The sequence below is a fragment of the Mesorhizobium sp. M7D.F.Ca.US.005.01.1.1 genome (assembly GCF_003952545.1).
Taxonomy (GTDB): domain Bacteria; phylum Pseudomonadota; class Alphaproteobacteria; order Rhizobiales; family Rhizobiaceae; genus Mesorhizobium; species Mesorhizobium loti.
Window position 1 is genome coordinate 3,371,815 of sequence record NZ_CP034453.1, and the last position, 17,530, is coordinate 3,389,344.

Annotated in this window: 18 protein-coding genes; 17 read left to right on the forward strand and 1 reads right to left on the reverse strand. The window is 62.4% G+C overall.

The window, feature by feature from the left end:
- The first annotated feature begins 3 nt into the window (after window positions 1-3).
- The 16 genes from EJ076_RS16020 (at window position 4) to EJ076_RS16095 (ending at window position 15,595) form a co-directional block, all read left to right on the forward strand.
- Complete coding sequence (locus EJ076_RS16020) at window positions 4-414, forward strand: RidA family protein (RefSeq protein WP_126068540.1); 411 nt, start codon at window positions 4-6, stop codon at window positions 412-414.
- Window positions 415-674: 260 nt separating this feature from the next.
- Window positions 675-1,274, forward strand: coding sequence for a DUF2062 domain-containing protein (locus tag EJ076_RS16025; RefSeq protein ID WP_126068541.1), 600 nt, complete (start codon window positions 675-677; stop codon window positions 1,272-1,274).
- Window positions 1,271-1,684, forward strand: coding sequence for a holo-ACP synthase (gene acpS, locus EJ076_RS16030; protein WP_126068542.1), 414 nt, complete (start codon window positions 1,271-1,273; stop codon window positions 1,682-1,684). The genes EJ076_RS16025 and acpS overlap by 4 nt, the downstream gene beginning before the upstream one ends.
- A gap of 77 nt (window positions 1,685-1,761) precedes the next feature.
- On the forward strand, window positions 1,762-2,511 hold the full coding sequence (gene lepB / locus EJ076_RS16035) for a signal peptidase I (RefSeq protein WP_109663347.1): 750 nt from the start codon (window positions 1,762-1,764) through the stop codon (window positions 2,509-2,511).
- The gene (rnc, locus tag EJ076_RS16040; RefSeq protein WP_126068543.1) at window positions 2,511-3,266 is read left to right on the forward strand and encodes a ribonuclease III; all 756 of its coding nucleotides are present in this window, start codon (window positions 2,511-2,513) and stop codon (window positions 3,264-3,266) included. The genes lepB and rnc overlap by 1 nt, the downstream gene beginning before the upstream one ends.
- Window positions 3,263-4,189 carry a GTPase Era gene (era, locus tag EJ076_RS16045; protein WP_126068544.1) on the forward strand — a complete coding sequence of 309 codons (927 nt, stop codon included), beginning with the start codon at window positions 3,263-3,265 and terminating at the stop codon, window positions 4,187-4,189. The genes rnc and era overlap by 4 nt, the downstream gene beginning before the upstream one ends.
- A 5-nt stretch (window positions 4,190-4,194) precedes the next feature.
- Window positions 4,195-5,091: an aminoglycoside phosphotransferase family protein gene (locus tag EJ076_RS16050; RefSeq protein WP_126068545.1), complete on the forward strand. Its 897-nt coding sequence runs from the start codon at window positions 4,195-4,197 to the stop codon at window positions 5,089-5,091.
- 572 nt (window positions 5,092-5,663) lie between these two features.
- Window positions 5,664-6,800, forward strand: a complete 1,137-nt coding sequence (locus EJ076_RS16055; RefSeq protein ID WP_126068546.1) for a porin — start codon at window positions 5,664-5,666, stop codon at window positions 6,798-6,800.
- A gap of 136 nt (window positions 6,801-6,936) precedes the next feature.
- A complete protein-coding gene (recO, locus tag EJ076_RS16060; RefSeq protein WP_109662695.1) occupies window positions 6,937-7,713 on the forward strand; it encodes a DNA repair protein RecO in 777 nt (258 codons plus the stop codon).
- Window positions 7,710-8,228: a PaaI family thioesterase gene (locus EJ076_RS16065; RefSeq protein ID WP_126068547.1), complete on the forward strand. Its 519-nt coding sequence runs from the start codon at window positions 7,710-7,712 to the stop codon at window positions 8,226-8,228. Before recO ends, EJ076_RS16065 begins: the two co-directional genes overlap by 4 nt.
- A gap of 83 nt (window positions 8,229-8,311) precedes the next feature.
- A complete protein-coding gene (locus EJ076_RS16070; RefSeq protein ID WP_126068548.1) occupies window positions 8,312-11,050 on the forward strand; it encodes a DUF2339 domain-containing protein in 2,739 nt (912 codons plus the stop codon).
- 174 nt (window positions 11,051-11,224) lie between these two features.
- Window positions 11,225-11,743, forward strand: a complete 519-nt coding sequence (locus EJ076_RS16075) for an RNA polymerase sigma factor (RefSeq protein WP_013532577.1) — start codon at window positions 11,225-11,227, stop codon at window positions 11,741-11,743.
- A complete protein-coding gene (locus EJ076_RS16080; protein ID WP_109662703.1) occupies window positions 11,740-12,531 on the forward strand; it encodes an anti-sigma factor in 792 nt (263 codons plus the stop codon). The genes EJ076_RS16075 and EJ076_RS16080 overlap by 4 nt, the downstream gene beginning before the upstream one ends.
- 207 nt (window positions 12,532-12,738) lie before the next feature.
- Window positions 12,739-13,836 (forward strand): peptidase C39 family protein, encoded by a 1,098-nt coding sequence (locus EJ076_RS16085; protein WP_126068549.1) that lies wholly within the window; start codon window positions 12,739-12,741, stop codon window positions 13,834-13,836.
- Window positions 13,837-13,841: 5 nt separating this feature from the next.
- Entirely contained in the window at window positions 13,842-15,305 is a 1,464-nt protein-coding gene (locus EJ076_RS16090; RefSeq protein ID WP_126068550.1) for a RimK family protein, read from the forward strand.
- Window positions 15,306-15,322: 17 nt separating this feature from the next.
- The gene (locus tag EJ076_RS16095) at window positions 15,323-15,595 is read left to right on the forward strand and encodes a DUF3303 family protein (RefSeq protein WP_126068551.1); all 273 of its coding nucleotides are present in this window, start codon (window positions 15,323-15,325) and stop codon (window positions 15,593-15,595) included.
- 18 nt (window positions 15,596-15,613) lie between these two features.
- Here EJ076_RS16095 and EJ076_RS16100 read toward each other — a convergent pair whose 3' ends face one another.
- Window positions 15,614-16,525 (reverse strand): LysR substrate-binding domain-containing protein, encoded by a 912-nt coding sequence (locus EJ076_RS16100; protein WP_126068552.1) that lies wholly within the window; start codon window positions 16,523-16,525, stop codon window positions 15,614-15,616.
- A gap of 111 nt (window positions 16,526-16,636) precedes the next feature.
- Between EJ076_RS16100 and EJ076_RS16105 the strand changes: the two genes are divergently transcribed.
- Window positions 16,637-17,527, forward strand: coding sequence for a fatty acid desaturase family protein (locus EJ076_RS16105; RefSeq protein WP_126071070.1), 891 nt, complete (start codon window positions 16,637-16,639; stop codon window positions 17,525-17,527).
- The last annotated feature ends 3 nt before the right edge of the window (window positions 17,528-17,530 follow it).

Below are 17,530 nucleotides of genomic sequence, written 5' to 3' on the forward strand. Positions count from 1 at the left end.
CGTATGGCGACAAGCTTCAATCCGCCCGGAATCTGGCAGCCTTTCGGTGCATTTTCGATGCTGAAAATCCAGGGGTCAGGTCAGATCGTTCATCTCAAGGGACAGGTTTCTCTCGACGGAGAGGGGCAGATCGTTGGCAAGAACGACATGCGGGCTCAGGTCCGCAAGACACTGGAGAACATTCAAGCGGTTCTCGTATCCGTGGGCGGCGCCATGGCCGACATCATCTCTTTGACCCAGTATACCACGGACATCGAGCAGTTCATGGCCGCGGGGGACATTCGCAAGCAGTTTTTCGCCGAACCGTTTCCTGTCACCACCACCGTGCAGGTGGTGCGCCTCTATCACCCTGACTTGCTGATCGAGATCACGGCGACTGCGGAAATTCCTCTCGACCGGTTCAGGCAGCCGTAGAACATTCACAATCTGCGGGATTAGGTGACCTTCCTCAAATTCGCCGTGATTGTACTATGGTCGGGCAGCCCAACGCCCGATCGCGGAATGCCGCAAGCGACCGCAGCGCCGCCGGCACGTTGGTTGTTCTTCTGCCGGCTCGTCGCTATATCAAAGTCGTTGTTGCCTTTCGGCGACCGTAAAGCGCAAGATATGGCTGTCGTACCCCGGTCTGGAATGGCTGGGGTGGTGGCGTTGGGTGAACCAGGAACGGGAACAGAGTGCTTTTTCGACGTCGCAAACCTGACGGTCTTTTCGAGCGGGTGCGTACCTATCTTTGGCCGCGCCGCTCGTTTTCGCGTTCGCTGCAGTATTTCTCAAAGCGCATCCTGCGGCTGAAGGCCACACCGCACGCGGTAGCGGCCGGTGTAGCGGCCGGCGTCTTCGCCTCCTTCTTTCCCGTCGGTTTCCATTTCGTCATTGCCTTCGTTCTGTGCTGGGTGATCGCCGGCAATTTGGTGGCGGCTGCCCTCGGCGCGGTGTTCTTCGGCAACCCGCTGACCTTCCCGTTGCTGTGGGGTGCCTCCTGGGAAACAGGCAAGCTCATCTTGCATGATCGGCTGCCGGCGCACGGCCCGCCGGCGCATCTGGGCGAGATGCTGCATAACCTCTCTTTTGCGCAATTGTGGAAGCCCATCCTTGAGCCGATGCTGATCGGCGCGGTGCCGCTCGGGCTGGTCTTCGGGCTGCTGTTCTACGCCATCACACGCTGGGGTATGAATGCCTTCCGCGAGCAGCGGCGCAAGCGCCTGGCCGAGCGTGCGCTCCGTCATGCGCAATCGTCCCATCCCAGCCCAAGCATCGGTTCCACCGCACGATGATCATCGGCATCGGCAGCGACCTGATCGATATCAGACGCATCGAAAAGTCGCTGGAGCGTCACGGCCAGCGTTTTATCCAGAGAATCTACACCGACCTCGAGCAGGCCCGCTCCGAAGGGCGCCGGGCGCGTGCGGCCTCCTATGCCAAGCGTTTCGCCGCCAAGGAGGCCTGCGCCAAGGCGTTGGGCACCGGTCTGGCACAGGGCGTGTTCTGGCGTGACATGGGTGTCGTCAACCTCCCCAGTGGCGCGCCGACCATGGCGCTGACTGGAGGGGCGCAGACCCGGCTGGGCAAAATCCTGCCAAAGGGCCACCGGGCGACAATCCACCTCACCATCACGGATGATTTCCCGCTCGCTCAAGCCTTTGTGATCATCGAGGCGTTGCCCGTCGAAGAAGCGCCACATTGATTGCATCTGACGACCGGCATGACGTTGCCCAGCGCGCGCCGAGACTCTATACCATCCAACGCACAATCGAGGACGACATGAGCGTGGCTGAAAAATCCGAGAAGAAATCCGGCGGGCTTGGCGAGACCGTCAGCGTCATCGTCCAGGCGCTTTTGCTCGCCCTGGTCATCCGTACGCTGCTGTTCCAGCCTTTTTCGATCCCGTCGGGATCAATGCGGCCGACGCTTCTGGAAGGCGACTATCTGTTCGTCACCAAATGGTCCTACGGCTATTCGCGCTACTCGCTGCCTTTCGGCCCTGACATCTTTTCAGGCCGCATCTGGGGCTCCGAGCCCAAGCGCGGCGACGTGGCGGTGTTCAAGTTCCCGCCTGATCCGTCTGTCGACTACATCAAGCGCGTTGTCGGCCTGCCGGGCGACAAGATCCAGGTCAAGGACGGCCAGCTGTTCATCAATGGCGTCGGCGTGCCGCGCGTGAAAACCGGCCAGATCGACAATCCCGACATCACCGAGGAATCGCGCCCGATTGACGTCTATCGCGAAACCCTGCCCAACGGCGTCAGCTACGACACGCTTGACTTGAATTCGAACTCGATCGGCGACAACACGCGCGAATTCGACGTGCCGCCTGGCCATTATTTCATGATGGGCGACAACAGGGACAATTCCGCCGACAGCCGTTTCACCGTCGGCTACGTTCCCGAGGAAAATCTGGTTGGCCGCGCCAACCTTGTCTTCTTCTCGATCGCCGGCAAGGCGAGCCCGCTCGAAATCTGGAAATGGCCGTCGCTGATGCGCGCTTCGCGCCTGTTCCACTTCGTCAATTGATGGCTTTGAAGCGCCCGACAGGCGAAACACTGGCCGGTTTGGTGAAGGCCAAGACCGGTCATGTCTTCCAGGACATCCGGTTGCTTGAGACCGCATTGACGCATTCCAGTGCGGTCAAGGCGGCCAGCAACAATCAGCGTCTCGAATTCCTTGGCGACCGCGTGCTTGGGCTTATCGTCGCCGATATGCTTTTCGAAAAGTTTCCCGACGCGCCGGAGGGTGAAATCGCGCCACGCTTCAATGCATTGGTCGATGCGCGGACATGCTCCGAGATCGGCATTGAAATGCAGTTGGAGGATCTGGTCCGGGCCGACGCTGCCTTGAAGATGCGGTCGCGTGGCTCGGGCGGAAACTATCTGGCGGATGCGGTCGAAGCTCTGATCGCGGCGGTTTACGTTGACGGTGGCATCGACGCCGCGCGGCGGTTTGTCCTGCGTTACTGGGAGCCGCGCTCGCGCACGGTCGTGGCAAAGCCGCTCAATCCGAAATCCGATTTGCAGGAATGGATTGCCAAGACCAGCGATGCGCGCCCCGAATATGTGATCGAAAAGCGCGAAGGCCCGGACCACCAGCCAGTCTTCACGGTGTCCTTGCAGGTCCGCGGCTTTGCGCCGATAAGCGGCACTGGCGGCTCCCGCAGGGCCGCGGAAGAAGCGGCGGCTTCGGCATTTCTTTTGCGCGAAGGCGTTTGGGTCGATACATCGACCCAAAAATCGGAGGGCGCGCGGCGCCCTAATGAAGGGAGCGCGGCATGACCGCCACCGAAGAGCCGGCAACGGAAGCTGCCCCCACGCATTCCGGCTTCGTCGCGCTGATCGGCGCGCCCAATGCGGGCAAGTCGACGCTGGTCAACCAACTGGTCGGCGCCAAGGTATCGATCGTCACCCACAAGGTGCAGACGACGCGCGCCATCGTGCGCGGCATCGCCACGCATGACAATGCGCAGATCGTTTTCGTCGACACGCCGGGCATCTTCAAGCCGAAGCGGCGGCTGGACACGGCGATGGTGACCACCGCCTGGGGCGGCGCCAAGGACGCCGATATCGTGCTGCTTCTGATCGACGCCGAGCGCGGCATCAGGGGCGATGCCGACGCCATCCTCGAACGGCTGAAGGATGTGCGCCAGCCGATGGTGCTGATCCTCAACAAGGTCGACCGGGTCAAGCACGAGGCGCTGCTGGCTTTGTCGGCGGCAGCAAACGAAAGGGTGCCGTTCAAGCGCACCTTCATGGTTTCGGCACTGACCGGCTCCGGCTGCAAGGACGTTCTCGATTATTTGGCTGAAGCCCTGCCGGCCGGCCCCTGGTACTACCCGGAAGACCAGATCTCGGACCTGCCGATGCGCCAGCTCGCCGCCGAGATCACCCGCGAGAAGCTTTATCTCAGGCTTCATCAGGAACTGCCCTATTCTTCCCATATCGAGACCGAGAAATGGGAAGAGAAGCCGGATGGCTCGGTGCGCATCGACCAGACCATCTATGTCGAACGCGATAGCCAGAAGAAGATCGTGCTCGGCCACAAGGGCGAGACCATCCGCGCCATCGGCCAGGCGGCGCGCATGGAGATAGCAGGCATCCTCGAACAGAAGGTGCACCTGTTCCTGTTCGTGAAGGTGCGCGAGAACTGGGGCGACGACCCCGAGCGCTACCGCGAAATGGGGCTTGAGTTCCCGCGCTAAGGCCTATGGACAGCAAGCCGAGCATCGACACGGCGCTTGTCAGCCGGCTGATCGCCGCGCAGTTTCCCCGCTGGAAGAATCTTGCGGTCAGGCCGGTTGAATTTGGCGGCTGGGACAACAGGACTTTTCATCTCGGCGACGAGATGACCGTGCGGTTGCCGAGCGCGGCAGCCTATTCCCTGCAAGTGGAAAAGGAGCATCGCTGGCTGCCAAGGCTGGCGCCGCTGCTGCCGCTGCCTATCCCCGTGCCACTGGCGATGGGGGTGCCGGCTGGAACCTATCCCTGGCCTTGGTCCGTCTACCGCTGGATCGAAGGCGAGACGGCAAGGCGGGAGCGTATTGCCGGCCTGTCGCAATTTGCGACCGACCTGGCCGCGTTCCTGGTCGCCTTGCAGCGGATCGATGCCACCGGCGGACCTGCGCCGGGACAACACAACTTCTTTCGCGGTGGATCACTCAGCGTCTACGATGGCGAAGCCCGGCACGCGATTGCTGCCCTCGACGGCAAGATCGATACGGACGCAGCCAGCGCGGTGTGGGAGGCAGCACTTGCTGCGCCATGGCACGGCGCGCCGGTCTGGTTCCACGGTGACGTCAGTTGGGGAAATTTGTTGGTCGGGCAAGGCCGGTTGAGCGCGGTTATCGACTTCGGAACCTCCGGCGTCGGCGATCCCGCCTGCGATCTGGCGATTGCCTGGACATTGTTTGAAGGCAAAAGCCGGGAGGCGTTTCGTGCCGACCTTCCGGCCAATGAGGCGATGTGGGCGCGCGGTCGTGGCTGGACGCTGTGGAAGGCGCTGATCACGGTCGCCGAACAGATAGACGTCAACCCGGTCGAGGTTGAAAAATCCCGGCATGTAATCGATGAAGTGCTTGCCGATCACGCGCAGCGGGTGACTTAAGCCGGCTTTTCGCCACCACCGGCGTCTTGCTGAGGAATCGTCTTCAACAGTTGGCGGCTGTCACAATCAGAAACGCGACAGCGCCTCGCTGAGTTTCGATCGCTTCGGCAAGAAGCCAAGCTGCCTAGCCGGTGTCGCCCGGCGGTTCGTCACAGCAGAGCACCATTTGCCGGATTGGCGTCATCTGATGATCGGCGGGCGGAAAACAATCGGGCAGTTTTCACAGAAAAAGGGGCATATATTTCGTATTCCTGGCGGTATCACAGAAGAATTGCGTGCCGAAAAATATAGTTAGCCAGGAAATAATCTCAATATATATTGAATATATGACGTTGTGCCGATTGTGCCATAGCGCATTGGATAAGTGTTATTTGTGCAACACAGCATTAATCTGTTCACGGAATCGGCGTTATTTCGAAAATCGTCATTGAAGGCGGAAGATCGATGGGTATGTTCGCCCTCGAAAAGGGGGAGCGGTGCGAGCCTTTTTCGTTGTGGGGGTGAGGCGGGAAAACATTGCCGCCTGCCACAAATCCGAAGCCATTTAAAACTTTGACTGGAGAGGTCAGAAAATGAACATCAAGAGCCTCCTTCTCGGCTCAGCCGCGGCACTGATCGCGGTCAGCGGCGCACGCGCGGCTGACGCTGTCGTCGTTGCCGAACCGGAACCGGCCGAATACGTCAAGATCTGCGACGTCTACGGCGCCGGTTACTTCTACATCCCGGGCACCGAGACCTGCCTGCGCATCGGCGGCTACCTCCGCTACGACATGGGCGTCGGCGATTCCGGCTCGCTGGATGGCGCCAATAACGTTGCCGATCACATGGACGGCGATAGGCACGACACCTACTACAAGAACATGCGCTTCACGCTGAGGACTTATACCGGCCAGGAAACCGAGCTCGGCACGTTGAAGACCTTTACCGAGACCCGCTTTCAGTTCGGTAACTCCTCAGGCGACTATTCAGGTGACGGCACTGGCTGGCAGGCCGGCAACAAGGCCACTACCCTCAACTTCGCCTGGATCCAGCTCGGTGGCCTGCGCGTCGGTAAGGATGAAACGGTATACGACCAGTTCATCGGTTATGCCGGCAATGTCATCCAGGACACGCTCATCCCGTATGGTGTCAAGGATACCAATCTCATCAGCTACTACTTCGACGCTGGCAGCGGCTTCACGGGCGTGGTCTCGCTCGAAGAAGGCACTGGCGTCAACACGATCGACAGCTACGTCCCGCATGTCGTCGGCGGCTTGAAGTACAAGGCCGACTGGGGTGCGATCACCGGCGTTGTCGCCTATGACAGCAACTACGAGGAAGTGTCCGGCAAGGTTCGTTTGGACGTCACCGTCACCAAGGAACTGTCGCTGTTCGTCATGGGCGGCTACGGCACCAACGACAACATCAACGACTTCGGCACAGGCCGTACCCAATACAAGCCGTGGGGCGGAAACTGGGCGATCTGGGGCGGCGGCACCTACAAGTTCAACGACAAGACCTCGTTCAACGCCCAGGTCTCCTATGACGACTGGAAGAACCTCGGCGTCGCTGCAAACGTGGCCTACACCATTGTGCCCGGCTACACGATCACGGCTGAAGTCGATTACCTCAATGCAGGAAAATTCGACGACGTCGACTTCAACAACTGGACCAAGGCCGATAAGAAGAGCAGCGTCGGCGGCATCGTCCGTTTCCAGCGCAATTTCTAACGGATCGACTGACCTTACCAGACCGCCCGCAGCACATCGCTGCGGGCGGCTTTTTGCATGCTGATACGAGGTGCCGATCTGCCGGGCACCAACCCATACCTTGATTTCGCCATCCAACCGGTGAAAAGCTCTGGGGATGGAATGGCGCGACGAGGGAATCATTCTCGGCACCCGCAAGCATGGCGAAACCAGCGCCATTCTCGAGGTGATGACGCGCGCGCATGGCCGTCATCTCGGCCTTGTTCGTGGCGGCCGTTCGCGCAAGCAGCAGCCCGTTCTCCAACCCGGCAATCGTGTCGACCTGTTATGGCGGGCGCGCCTTGACGAACATCTCGGCACGTTCCAGGCCGAGGCGATCGAGATGAACGCGGCCCGGCTGATGGACAGCGCCGTCGCCGTCTACGGATTGCAGACCATGGCCGCGCATCTGCGCCTGTTGCCCGAGCGCGACGCCCATGAAGGTCTCTACGAAACGCTTGCCGTGATGATCGTCCATCTCGACGATGCCGACGCCGCCGGCGAACTGGTCGCGCGCTTCGAGCTTCTGGTGCTGGACGAACTCGGCTTTGGCCTCGATCTCAGCCAATGCGCCGCGACCGGCACGCGGCAGGATCTTGCCTATGTCTCGCCAAAATCGGGTCGCGCGGTATCGCGCGAAGCAGGCTTGCCATGGCGCGACAAGATGCTGGCTCTGCCGGCCTTCCTGCAGCGCGGCTCCGGCCTGCGCGCCGATGCGGCAGCGGTCGACGACGCCTTCCGGCTGACCGGCTTCTTCTTCACCCGCCACGTCTATGAGCCGCGCGGCATCGAGCCGCCCGACGCTCGCGCCGGCTTCCTTGCCGCCTTGCGCAAGCACCACGCGCGCGGCAAGGCCATTGCCGGCGAGGACGCGGCCAGAGAAATCATCACATGAGCGAAGTCGAACTTTATCCCGGCCGGGTCTCGCCGCTCGGCCTCGGCACCATTCCGCATGCCGACATCCTGGAATACACCGGTCTTGAGCTGCTGCAGCGCATCGTCGACGGCAAGTATCCGGCGCCGCCGATCTCCTTCCAGCTCAGCTTCTCGCTGACCGAAGTGTCGGAAGGCCATGCCGTGTTCCGTGGTGTGCCCAACGAGCGCCACCTCAACCCGCTGGGCAGTGTGCATGGCGGCTGGGCGGCGACGCTGCTCGATTCGGCACTGGCCTGCGCCGTGCAGACGCTGCTCGAGAAGGGCGAGGCCTACACGACGGCTGAGTTCAAGGTGAATTTGACGCGGCCGATCACGCCGAAGACGGGCGAGGTGGTCTGCGAGGGCAAGGTTGTTCACAAAGGCCGCACGCTGGCGGTGTCGGAGGCGACGTTGAAGGATGCCGGCGGCAAGTTGCTGGCTTTCGGCACCGAAACATGCTCGATCTTTCCGGCCGCCAATCTGGCAGCGCGTTGAGTTTTGTGGCCGTTTGGCCACCGCATTTGAGTGTCAGTGAGACTGAACGTCAGTGAAAACTGGCCTGGTTTGGGGGAACCGCCATGTTTGAAAGCCTGATCGGCCTTGTCGCCATCATCGCCTTGTTCGTCATCATTTCGCGCCAGCAAAGCCGCATCGGCCTGATCGAGCGCGAGCTTGGCGCACTGCGCAGCCTGGTGCTTTCGGGTGCCGTGCCGCCCTTGGCCAAGCCGTCCGAACAGGTCGCGCCCGCCGATGTGATTCCAGCCGTTGCGGCAGCGGCCGACATTTCCTCGCCGGCGATGAGCGAGCCGGTCGCCGCACAGGCGCCAGCTATGGAAGTGGAAGCGCCAATCGGTGAGGTCGTGTCCGGGCCATGGGCGCCAAGCGAGGCGGCGCCGAAAGCAGCGGAACCTGCAGCGCCGGCTGCCGCGGCGAAAGCCGCTCGCCAGTCCGATGTCGAAACCGCGCTCGGCACCCGCTGGGCTGTCTGGGTTGGCGGCATCGCGCTAGCGCTGGGCGGCCTGTTCCTGATCCGCTACACCATCGAGGCCGGCATTTTCGGCCCCGGCGTGCGGCTGACCATGGCCGGCGTGCTCGGCCTTGTGCTGGTCGCCGGCGGCGAGTTCATCCGCCGCACCGGCTTCAAAGTGCCGGTGCAAGGCGTTGCCGGCGCCTATATTCCAGCGATCCTGACTGCCGCCGGTGCCTTCATCCTGTTCGGCACCGTCTATGCCGCGCATGGCATTTACGGCTTCATTGGCCCGGCGCTCGCCTTCACGCTGCTCGGCGCCATCGGCGTGGCGACGATCGCGACAGCCCTTGTCCATGGCCAGGCGCTGGCCGGCATCGGCCTCGTCGGCGCCATGGTGACCCCGGTGCTGATCGCCTCGCAGGCGCCCAATCCCTGGGCGCTGTTCGGCTACCTCGCGATCGTGCTCGCCGCCACCGGCGTTATCGCCCGCATGCGCGACTGGAAGTCGCTGATGGCGGCGGCCTTTTTCGGCACCGGTGTCTGGACCATCCTTTACATGACCGATGCACCGGGAGCGAACCTCTCTGCCATCCTGTTCATCGACGCCGTCACGCTGGCCGTGCTCACCCTTGTCTGGCTCGCTCGCCGTGGCGATGAAGCCGGGCCAGCCGGGGCTTTCGACTGGCCGTCCATCGTGCCTGGCCTGTTCGTCGCATTTTCGGCGCTGGGCCTGTCGGTCGACCCGGCCTTTGCCGCCGCCGGCTATGCCTTGCCGGGCGCCGTGGTGATTGCCGCGCTGGTGGCCGTCGCGCTCTATCGCCCGCTGGCGCTGCCGCTCCTCTATGCGGCCGGACTGGTTACGGTGCTGATCTATCTCGGCATCATCCCGCCAACCTCGATCGCTTCCGATTTTTCGGGCGGTGCCCTGGGCGTCGATGGACTGCCCTTGGCCACGTCCAATGCGCTGACATTGCGCATCGGCATCGCACTTGGCCTGGTCTTCATCGGCGCCGGCTTCTGGGCCGCGCGCAGGTTCGCCGCCGGGACGCAAATCCGCGCGGCCTCATGGGCGGCGTGGGGCGTCATCGTGCCGCTGGTCATCCTGCTGGCACTCTGGTTCACCTTCGGCAATCTCGACCGTGACCTTGTCTACGCCGCCGTCGCGGCACTGCTGGTAGTCGTTTTCGCTGCCGGCGGCGAGTGGATAGCACGGGCCGAAGAGCCACCGCTCAAGGGCGGTATCGCGGTGTCGTTTGCTCTGGGCGGCGCGGCGATCGCCGGCCTGCTGCTGATGCATATGGCTTTCGATTCCGGCTGGACCACCATCCTGCTCGGTGCGGCGGCCATCGTGCCGGCGCTGGCCACGCGCTGGCGCTCCTATCCGGTGCTCGGCTGGATTTCGGTCGGCGCGGTAATCGCGGTGCTTGGCCGCGTCGCCTTCGACCCGACTATTGTCGGCGCCGAGTTCCTGTTGACGACACCGGTGTTCAACTGGCTGCTGCCGGGCTACGGCCTGCCGGCGCTGTCCTTCGGCTTTGTCGCCTGGCAGCTCGCCCGCACCACCAATGGCCGGCCACGCCTCGCCATGGAAGCCGCGGCGGCGCTGTTTGCGCTGCTCACGCTCGCCATGCTGGTGCGCCATGCCATGCATGGCGGCGTCATCGACACGGGCGCCATGACGCTCGCTGAACAGTCGATCTACACGCTGATCGCCATCGGCGCCGGCGCCATCCTCGTCGCCATCGACATGCGCTCGCCAAGCTCGGTGCTGCGCTACGGTTCGATGGCCGCCGGCGTGGTCTCCGTCGCCTTCGTCGTCATCCGGCACTTCGTGGTGCTGAACCCGTTGTTGTCAGACGAATCGACCGGCCAGATCCCGGTGTTCAACCTGTTGTTCCTTGGTTATCTCCTGCCGGCGGTCGCCGCCGGTGGGTTGGCGCTCTATGCGAGGGACAAGCGGCCGAAATGGTATGCGCAGATGCTGGCTCTGGTGGCCGCAGTGCTTGCCTTCGCCTATGCCACGCTGTCGGTGAGGCGCCTGTTCAAGGGCGAATTCATCGGCCTGTGGAGCGGGCTTGGCCAACTGGAGACCTACACTTACTCGGCGCTCTGGCTGGTCATCGGCGTGGCGTTGCTCACAGCCGGCGTTTGGTTGAAATCGCAGGTGCTGCGCGTTGCCTCGGCCGCGCTGATCGCGATCGCCGTGCTGAAAGTCTTCATCTTCGACATGTCGGAGCTTGAAGGCGTGCTACGGGCACTATCCTTCATCGGCCTTGGCGCGGTTTTGATCGGCATCGGCCTGTTTTATCAGCGGCTGCTGACACGGGCGGCGAAGGAAAACGGATAAAGGCAAGCAAGAACAATACGATTTTAGTCTGGTCGGGAATAAATCGGTCAATGAGCTCGTTATCTCATTGCTTGGGTGACCGGAGCGGCGGACCGCTTCGCGCTGGCCGCTTGCGCCGCGCCCGGAAGGCGCGTTCAATCGGGATCAACAAGGGCGACCACAGAACCAGCGGTCATGGACGAAAAGAAGGCAGCAATCCTTGGCGAAATACCGCGCCTGCGCCGCTACGCACGCTCGCTTTTGCGCGACCGCGACGCTGCCGACGATCTCGTCCAGGATTGCCTCGAGCGGGCGCTTGTGCGGCTCGACAACTGGCAGACAGGAGAAAGCCCCCGGAGGTGGCTGTTTACGATCATGCATCATTTGTTCATCGACCAGATGCGCAAGGTGAACCGTCGCGGCGAGGCAGCGATGTTGCCGCTGGAAGCGGGCGAGGCTGTTGCCCAGCCGGCCGAGCAGGTGGAGAGCATCGCCTCGCGCGAGATCATCGACGCATTGCAGGCGATCAGCCCCGACCGTCGCGCAGCCCTTGTCATGGTTGCCATCGAAGGTTTTTCCTATGCCGAAGCAGCCAACATTCTGGGCGTGCCTGCCGGCACGCTGATGTCGCGCATTGCGCGCGGGCGTGAGGAATTGCGCGGGTTGCTGGACGACACGGCGCGTCGCCGCGCGATAAGGATCGTCGAGAAATGATCCGCCGCGACTTTTCCGAACGTGACATCCACATGGCGCTCGATGGCGAGTTGCCCAGCGACGAGCGCGCCGCTTACGATGCCTGGCTCGACGCCAATCCCGAGATGAAAGCCAAGAGCGCCCGCTTCACCGCCGACCGGACGGCCTTGCGGGCGGCCTTCGCCGGCGTGCTGGACGAAGCCGTCCCGGCGCGGCTGCGCAAGGTCGTGCTCGGCGAGGCGCCGGTCAAGGCGGCTGTGCCAAGCTCGCGCTGGTGGCTTGCCGCAGCCGCTGCCGTACTTCTGGTCGCCGGCGGGCTTGGTGGCTACCTTGCCGGCGTCGACGGCATGGGGCAGGAGGATCCCGCGGAAGATCGGCTGGCCGAGCAGGCAATCGCGGCCCATGTCATCTATGCCGCCGAAAAGCGGCATGCCGTCGAAGTGCCGGCCAGCGACAAGGATCATCTGCAGACCTGGCTGTCCAACCGGATAGGGCTGAAGCTGGTGGCGCCGGATCTGACCGCGAACGGTTTCCAGTTGGTCGGCGGTCGGTTGCTTCCGGCGGGCGAGAACAAGGCCGCGATGCTGCTCTACGAGGACGACAAGGGCGAGCGTATATCCCTGTTCGTCACGGCGGAATCGGCGGAAAATGCCAAGGGCACCTACATCGCCGCGCAGGACGGACCCGAGGCCGTCTACTGGCTGGACAAGGGCTATGGCTGCGCCGTCGTCGGCTCGCTGCCGCGCGAGCAACTGGCCGTCGTGGCAAAGAGCGCCTATGGCCAGCTTCTGGCAGGCCTGGCCAGTTGAAAGGCGCCGCTTTTGGTGGTGGCGCCAGTCTGTAAATAGCGATCCTGTTCAAAGCGTTTTGCATCGCCGGGCTGCTGCCGAATCTGTCACAATTCGGCCCTATTCAAGGTGCGATAGCGCTTTGTGGCCATCAGTATTTCGGCTGATGTCCTGAACGTTTTTCAGTAGGGCATTTCCCACCACCAAATCGAGGTTTTCTCAAGCCGCATGCCTGCCGAGATCCGCACGGCCCGCGCGTCTGACGTCGATGATCTCGCCGCCATCGAGAAAGCTGTTTTCTCGAGCGACCGTATTTCCCGCCGTTCCTTCCGCCTGTTCATCGAGCGTGAAACCGCCGAGACGCTGGTCGCCGAAGTCGATGGCCGCGTGGCCGGCTATGCGATCGTGCTGTTTCGCAAGGGCAGCGGCGTGGCGCGCCTCTACTCGATTGCGACCGGTCCGTTCTTCGGTGGGCTGGGTGTTGGCCGCATGCTGCTCGGATCCGCCGAAGACGCCGCCTTCGAGCACGGCCGCATGATGCTGCGTCTGGAGGTGCGCGAGGACAACAGCCGCGCGATCCGCATCTACGAACAGGCCGGCTATCGCAAGATCGGCCGTGAACCCGGCTATTATGAGGATGGCGGGACAGCACTTCGCTACGAAAGGACCTTGCGCGGCGACATTCCGATTGCCACCAAGGTGCCGTTCTACCAGCAGACCTGCGAATTCACCTGCGGCCCGTGCTGCCTGATGATGGCGATGGCCAATTTCGACCGTGGCTTCGTGCCGGATCCGGTCATGGAAATCCGGCTGTGGCGTGAAGCGACGACCGTCTTCATGATGTCGGGTCCTGGCGGATGCGAACCGTTCGGCCTCGCTGTCTCGGGGTACGAGAGCGGGCTTGCGGCGGAGATCTACGTGTCCTTCTACGGCGCGCTGTTTCTGCAATCGGTGCGTAGCGAGGACAAGCGTCGGGTGATGGAACTCGCTCAGGTTGACTTTCGCCGGCGCGCGGAACTTTACGGCATCCCGGTGAATTACCGTCCGTTCACCATCGATGATATCAGGGCTTCGATCGCGGAGGGAAAACTGGTGCTGGTGCTGATCAGCGGCTTCCTGATGTTCGGCAAAAAGGTGCCGCACTGGGTGCTGGCGATCGGCGATGACGGCGACCATATCCTGATCCACGACCCCTGGGTCGAGGACGAAAGGCAGGAGACCATCCTTGATGCCGCCAACATTCCAGTGCCTTACGGCATCTTCATGAACATGGCGCAGTTCGGCCGCGACGGACTGCGTGCCGCCATCACTCTGGGAAAGCGCTGATAACAATGACCTGGGTTATTCTTACAGGCAGGCAGAGCGATCTCGACCAGGTGGCGACACCACACAAGATCATCACCAATCGCGACTATCTCGCGCACCCGTCGCTGTTTCGCGGCCAGCGGCCGAAGGTCATCAACCTGTCGAACAATTACGCCTACCAGAGCCGCGGCTACTATGCCTCGCTGCTGGCAAGCTCGCGCGGCCACAAGGTGATCCCGACCGTCGAAACGATGATCGACCTGTCGGAGCGCAAGCTCTATGAGCACGCGCTGCCGGAACTGGAACTGGCGCTCAACAAATGCCGCAAGGACCTCGGCGGCACCTTTCCGCAAAAGGTCTGCATCTTCTTCGGCATCGGGCCGTCGAAAATCTGGGACCGTTTCGCCAAGCTGTTGTTCGACTGGTTCCGCGCACCGGCGCTCGAAGTCCACATCAAGGACAGCGCCGAATGGGCCTCGATCCGCAAGATCGGTTTCCATCCGTTGGCGCGCATGACCGAGGACGAGGAAAAAAGCTTTATCCAGTGCCTGGAGACCTACACCAACCGGGAATGGCGCGACACCAAGGGCCGCACGCCGGCGCGCTACACCTTCGCCACGCTGGTCGACCCGCATGAGGAATTGCCGCCCTCGGAGATCTCGTCGCTGCGCTACTGGGCCAAGATCGCCGAGAAGATGGGCGTCGAAATCGAGCCGATCACCAAGCGGGACCTGGCCAAGCTCGCCAATTACGACGCGCTGTTCATCCGCGAGACGACCTCGATCTCCAATCACACCTATCGTTTCGCCCGCCGCGCCCAGCAAGAAGGCATGCCAGTCATCGACGACCCGCTATCGATGATCCGCTGCACCAACAAGGTCTATCTCAACGAGCTGATGGCCTACAACAAGGTCCCGGTGCCGCCGACGGTGATGATCGCCGGCACCTCGGATCTCGAACTGGCGGCGCAGACGCTGGGCTTTCCGCTGGTGCTGAAGATTCCGGATTCGTCGTTCTCGCGCGGCGTCAAGAAATGCGCCAACTTCGAGGAACTGAAGACGCTCGCCACCGAATGGCTGGAGGATTCCGACCTTCTGATCGCGCAGAAATTCATTCCGACCGAATATGACTGGCGCGTCGGCGTGCTCGGCGGCCAGCCGCTGTTTGCCGTGCACTATCTGATGGCCAAGAAGCACTGGCAGATCGTCAACCACAAGGCCAACGGCAAGCCCGACCAGGGCGGCATCAAGACCTTCACGCTGAAGGAAACGCCGGCGCATGTCGTCGAGACGGCAGTGAAGGCGGCGCGCTGCATCGGTGACGGGCTCTATGGCGTCGACCTCAAGGAGACCAAGGACGGCGTCTTCGTCATCGAGGTGAATGACAATCCCAACCTCGACCATGGCTGGGAGGATTCCGGCGAGAAGGACGAGGTCTGGGTGCGGCTGACGCAATGGTTCCTGGAGCGGCTGGACCGGCCCGGGCGGTAATTTGATCGGGGGAAAAGATGCTGTTCATCGTGATCGAGGATTTTACCGGCTGCGATCGCAAGGAGATCTACCGCCGCTTTCGCGACCGGGGCCGCCTGAAGCCGGACGAGCTTCTCGTGCACCACAGCTGGATCGCGGCGGACATGAGCCGCTGTTTCCTGCTGGTGGAGGCCGATGACGTCACGCTGCTGCAGCGCTGGGTCATCGAATGGGCGGATCTGGTGGAATTCGAGATCGTTCCCGTGGCGACGAGCAAGGACATGGCAGAGGCATTGAGCGGCCACCTCTGACCATAGCCGCCTGTCAGGTCAACGCAGTGCCGGCGAGCCGACTACGCGCCGGCATTCGTCGATCAGCCACTGGCGAAATGCCGCCACGACATCGCGCCTCGCGCTGCGCTCCGGGATCGTCAGGCAATAGGGCTGGCGCAGCTCCAGCGCCGGGGCGAGGGGCCTGACAAGCCGGCCGTCTTCCAGCGCCGCGGCACAGTAGATCCCTTGCGCCAGCGCCACGCCCAATCCCGAAATGGCAAGGTCGAGTGCTGCGCGCGATGAGTTGGCCGAGAGGCCGCGCTGCGCTGCCCGGCCGGCCTCGATGCCGGCAGCCTCGAACCAGTTGTGCCAGGACGGAAAGGACGCACCAGTCGGTCCCCAGCCGGTATGGATGAGCGGCAGGCTGGCGAGGCCTTCGGGTTTGACCGTGTCCGCCAGCCCGGGCGCACACACGGGATAGACTGCGTCCTGGACGATATCCTCGGTCGGGTGCTCGCGGTAATGCGGGCCATAAGTGAGCCTGATGTCGATCAACTCACGGTCGAACGGCACCGGGTCGTCGTCACCTCTGAGCGATATGTCGACGGCGCCATGGCTTGTGACAAAACCGGCGAGACGCTGCGAAAGCCAACCCATGGCCATGGATGGCGGTACCGATACGACCAGGCGCGGGCGGAATGCATCGCCACCCAGTTCGCGCGAGACGCTGCCGATCTCCTGGAAGGCCATGGTCAGCCTGGGCAGCATCTCGACGCCGGCCTCGGTGAGGACGACGCGCCGGTTGACGCGGTGGAACAGCTTGCGGCCCATCTGCTCCTCGACGGCGCGGATGAGCTGGCTGACGGCGGCGGCCGACACCGAAAGCTCTTCTGCCGCTGCGGCAAAGCTGCCTGCACGCGCCGCGGCCTCGAAGGCCTGAAGTCCTTTGAGAGATGGAAGTGTGACCATGATCACCGGATAGATAAGATCAGCTTATCAAAATTGCAGAAATCGTCGTTTTTGGAAAGTTTTTTCATTGGCTACAGTAGGTTTCATCAATCCCAGCCAGGATCGAAACCCGTGGATCATCGTGACGTAATTTCATCGTTGACGCAGGAAGAGCGCAACCGCCTGACCGCCAAGTCGGACGTCGCGAGCCTCGTTCAGCTTGCCGTTCATTGGGGGGCGATCGTGATTATCGGATCGCTGATCGCCGCCAAGGTGCCGTTCTGGCCGCTGCTGATGCTGCCGCAAGGTATCCTCATCGTGTTCCTGTTCACGCTGCTGCACGAGACGGTTCATCGTACGGCTTTCGAAACGCAATGGCTGAACGATGCCGTGGCACGGGTGTGCAGCCTGGCGATCGCGCTGCCGGCGGACTGGTTTCGCTACTTCCACTTCGCCCATCATCGATACACGCAAGACCCGGAGAACGACCCTGAACTGGCCTTCCCCAAACCGGAGACATGGCGGCAATATCTCGTCCATGTCTCTGGTATCCCGTTGTGGTGGGGGCACCTCAAGACGCTTTATGCGAATGCGATGGACCGCGGCGGGGAAAGCTACGTTCCGCCCAAAGGCCACGACAAGGTGCGCATAGAGGCGCGCGCCATGATTGCCTTTTATGCCGTGGTCATTCTGCTGGCCGTCTATTTCCGGCTCACTGTGCTTCTCTATGTCTGGATCCTGCCGGCCTTGCTCGGCCAGCCGTTTCTGCGGCTCTACTTGCTGGCCGAGCACGGCCGTTGTCCGTTTGTCGCCAACATGCTGGAGAACACCAGGACCACGCTGACCAACTGGCTGGTCCGCAAGCTAGCGTGGAACATGCCGTTCCATGCCGAGCATCACGCCTATCCCGGCGTGCCGTTTCATCAACTTCCACAGTTTCATGCGCTGATCGAGCGGCATTTGAAGGTGGTCGAGCCGGGCTATGTCAGCTTCCACGGCAAATATATCGACACGCTGCGTTGATGA

Excerpts from the sequence above, each read along its gene's own strand:
- EJ076_RS16075 (WP_013532577.1), top strand. The coding sequence starts at position 11,225 with ATGGACGAAAAGAAGGCAGCAATCCTTGGCGAAATACCGCGCCTGCGC.
- EJ076_RS16100 (WP_126068552.1), bottom strand. The coding sequence starts at position 16,525 with ATGGTCACACTTCCATCTCTCAAAGGACTTCAGGCCTTCGAGGCCGCG.
- rnc (WP_126068543.1), top strand. The coding sequence starts at position 2,511 with ATGGCTTTGAAGCGCCCGACAGGCGAAACACTGGCCGGTTTGGTGAAG.
- EJ076_RS16050 (WP_126068545.1), top strand. The coding sequence starts at position 4,195 with ATGGACAGCAAGCCGAGCATCGACACGGCGCTTGTCAGCCGGCTGATC.
- era (WP_126068544.1), top strand. The coding sequence starts at position 3,263 with ATGACCGCCACCGAAGAGCCGGCAACGGAAGCTGCCCCCACGCATTCC.
- EJ076_RS16095 (WP_126068551.1), top strand. The coding sequence starts at position 15,323 with ATGCTGTTCATCGTGATCGAGGATTTTACCGGCTGCGATCGCAAGGAG.
- lepB (WP_109663347.1), top strand. The coding sequence starts at position 1,762 with ATGAGCGTGGCTGAAAAATCCGAGAAGAAATCCGGCGGGCTTGGCGAG.
- EJ076_RS16055 (WP_126068546.1), top strand. The coding sequence starts at position 5,664 with ATGAACATCAAGAGCCTCCTTCTCGGCTCAGCCGCGGCACTGATCGCG.
- EJ076_RS16080 (WP_109662703.1), top strand. The coding sequence starts at position 11,740 with ATGATCCGCCGCGACTTTTCCGAACGTGACATCCACATGGCGCTCGAT.
- recO (WP_109662695.1), top strand. The coding sequence starts at position 6,937 with ATGGAATGGCGCGACGAGGGAATCATTCTCGGCACCCGCAAGCATGGC.
- EJ076_RS16020 (WP_126068540.1), top strand. The coding sequence starts at position 4 with ATGGCGACAAGCTTCAATCCGCCCGGAATCTGGCAGCCTTTCGGTGCA.
- acpS (WP_126068542.1), top strand. The coding sequence starts at position 1,271 with ATGATCATCGGCATCGGCAGCGACCTGATCGATATCAGACGCATCGAA.
- EJ076_RS16070 (WP_126068548.1), top strand. The coding sequence starts at position 8,312 with ATGTTTGAAAGCCTGATCGGCCTTGTCGCCATCATCGCCTTGTTCGTC.
- EJ076_RS16085 (WP_126068549.1), top strand. The coding sequence starts at position 12,739 with ATGCCTGCCGAGATCCGCACGGCCCGCGCGTCTGACGTCGATGATCTC.
- EJ076_RS16065 (WP_126068547.1), top strand. The coding sequence starts at position 7,710 with ATGAGCGAAGTCGAACTTTATCCCGGCCGGGTCTCGCCGCTCGGCCTC.
- EJ076_RS16090 (WP_126068550.1), top strand. The coding sequence starts at position 13,842 with ATGACCTGGGTTATTCTTACAGGCAGGCAGAGCGATCTCGACCAGGTG.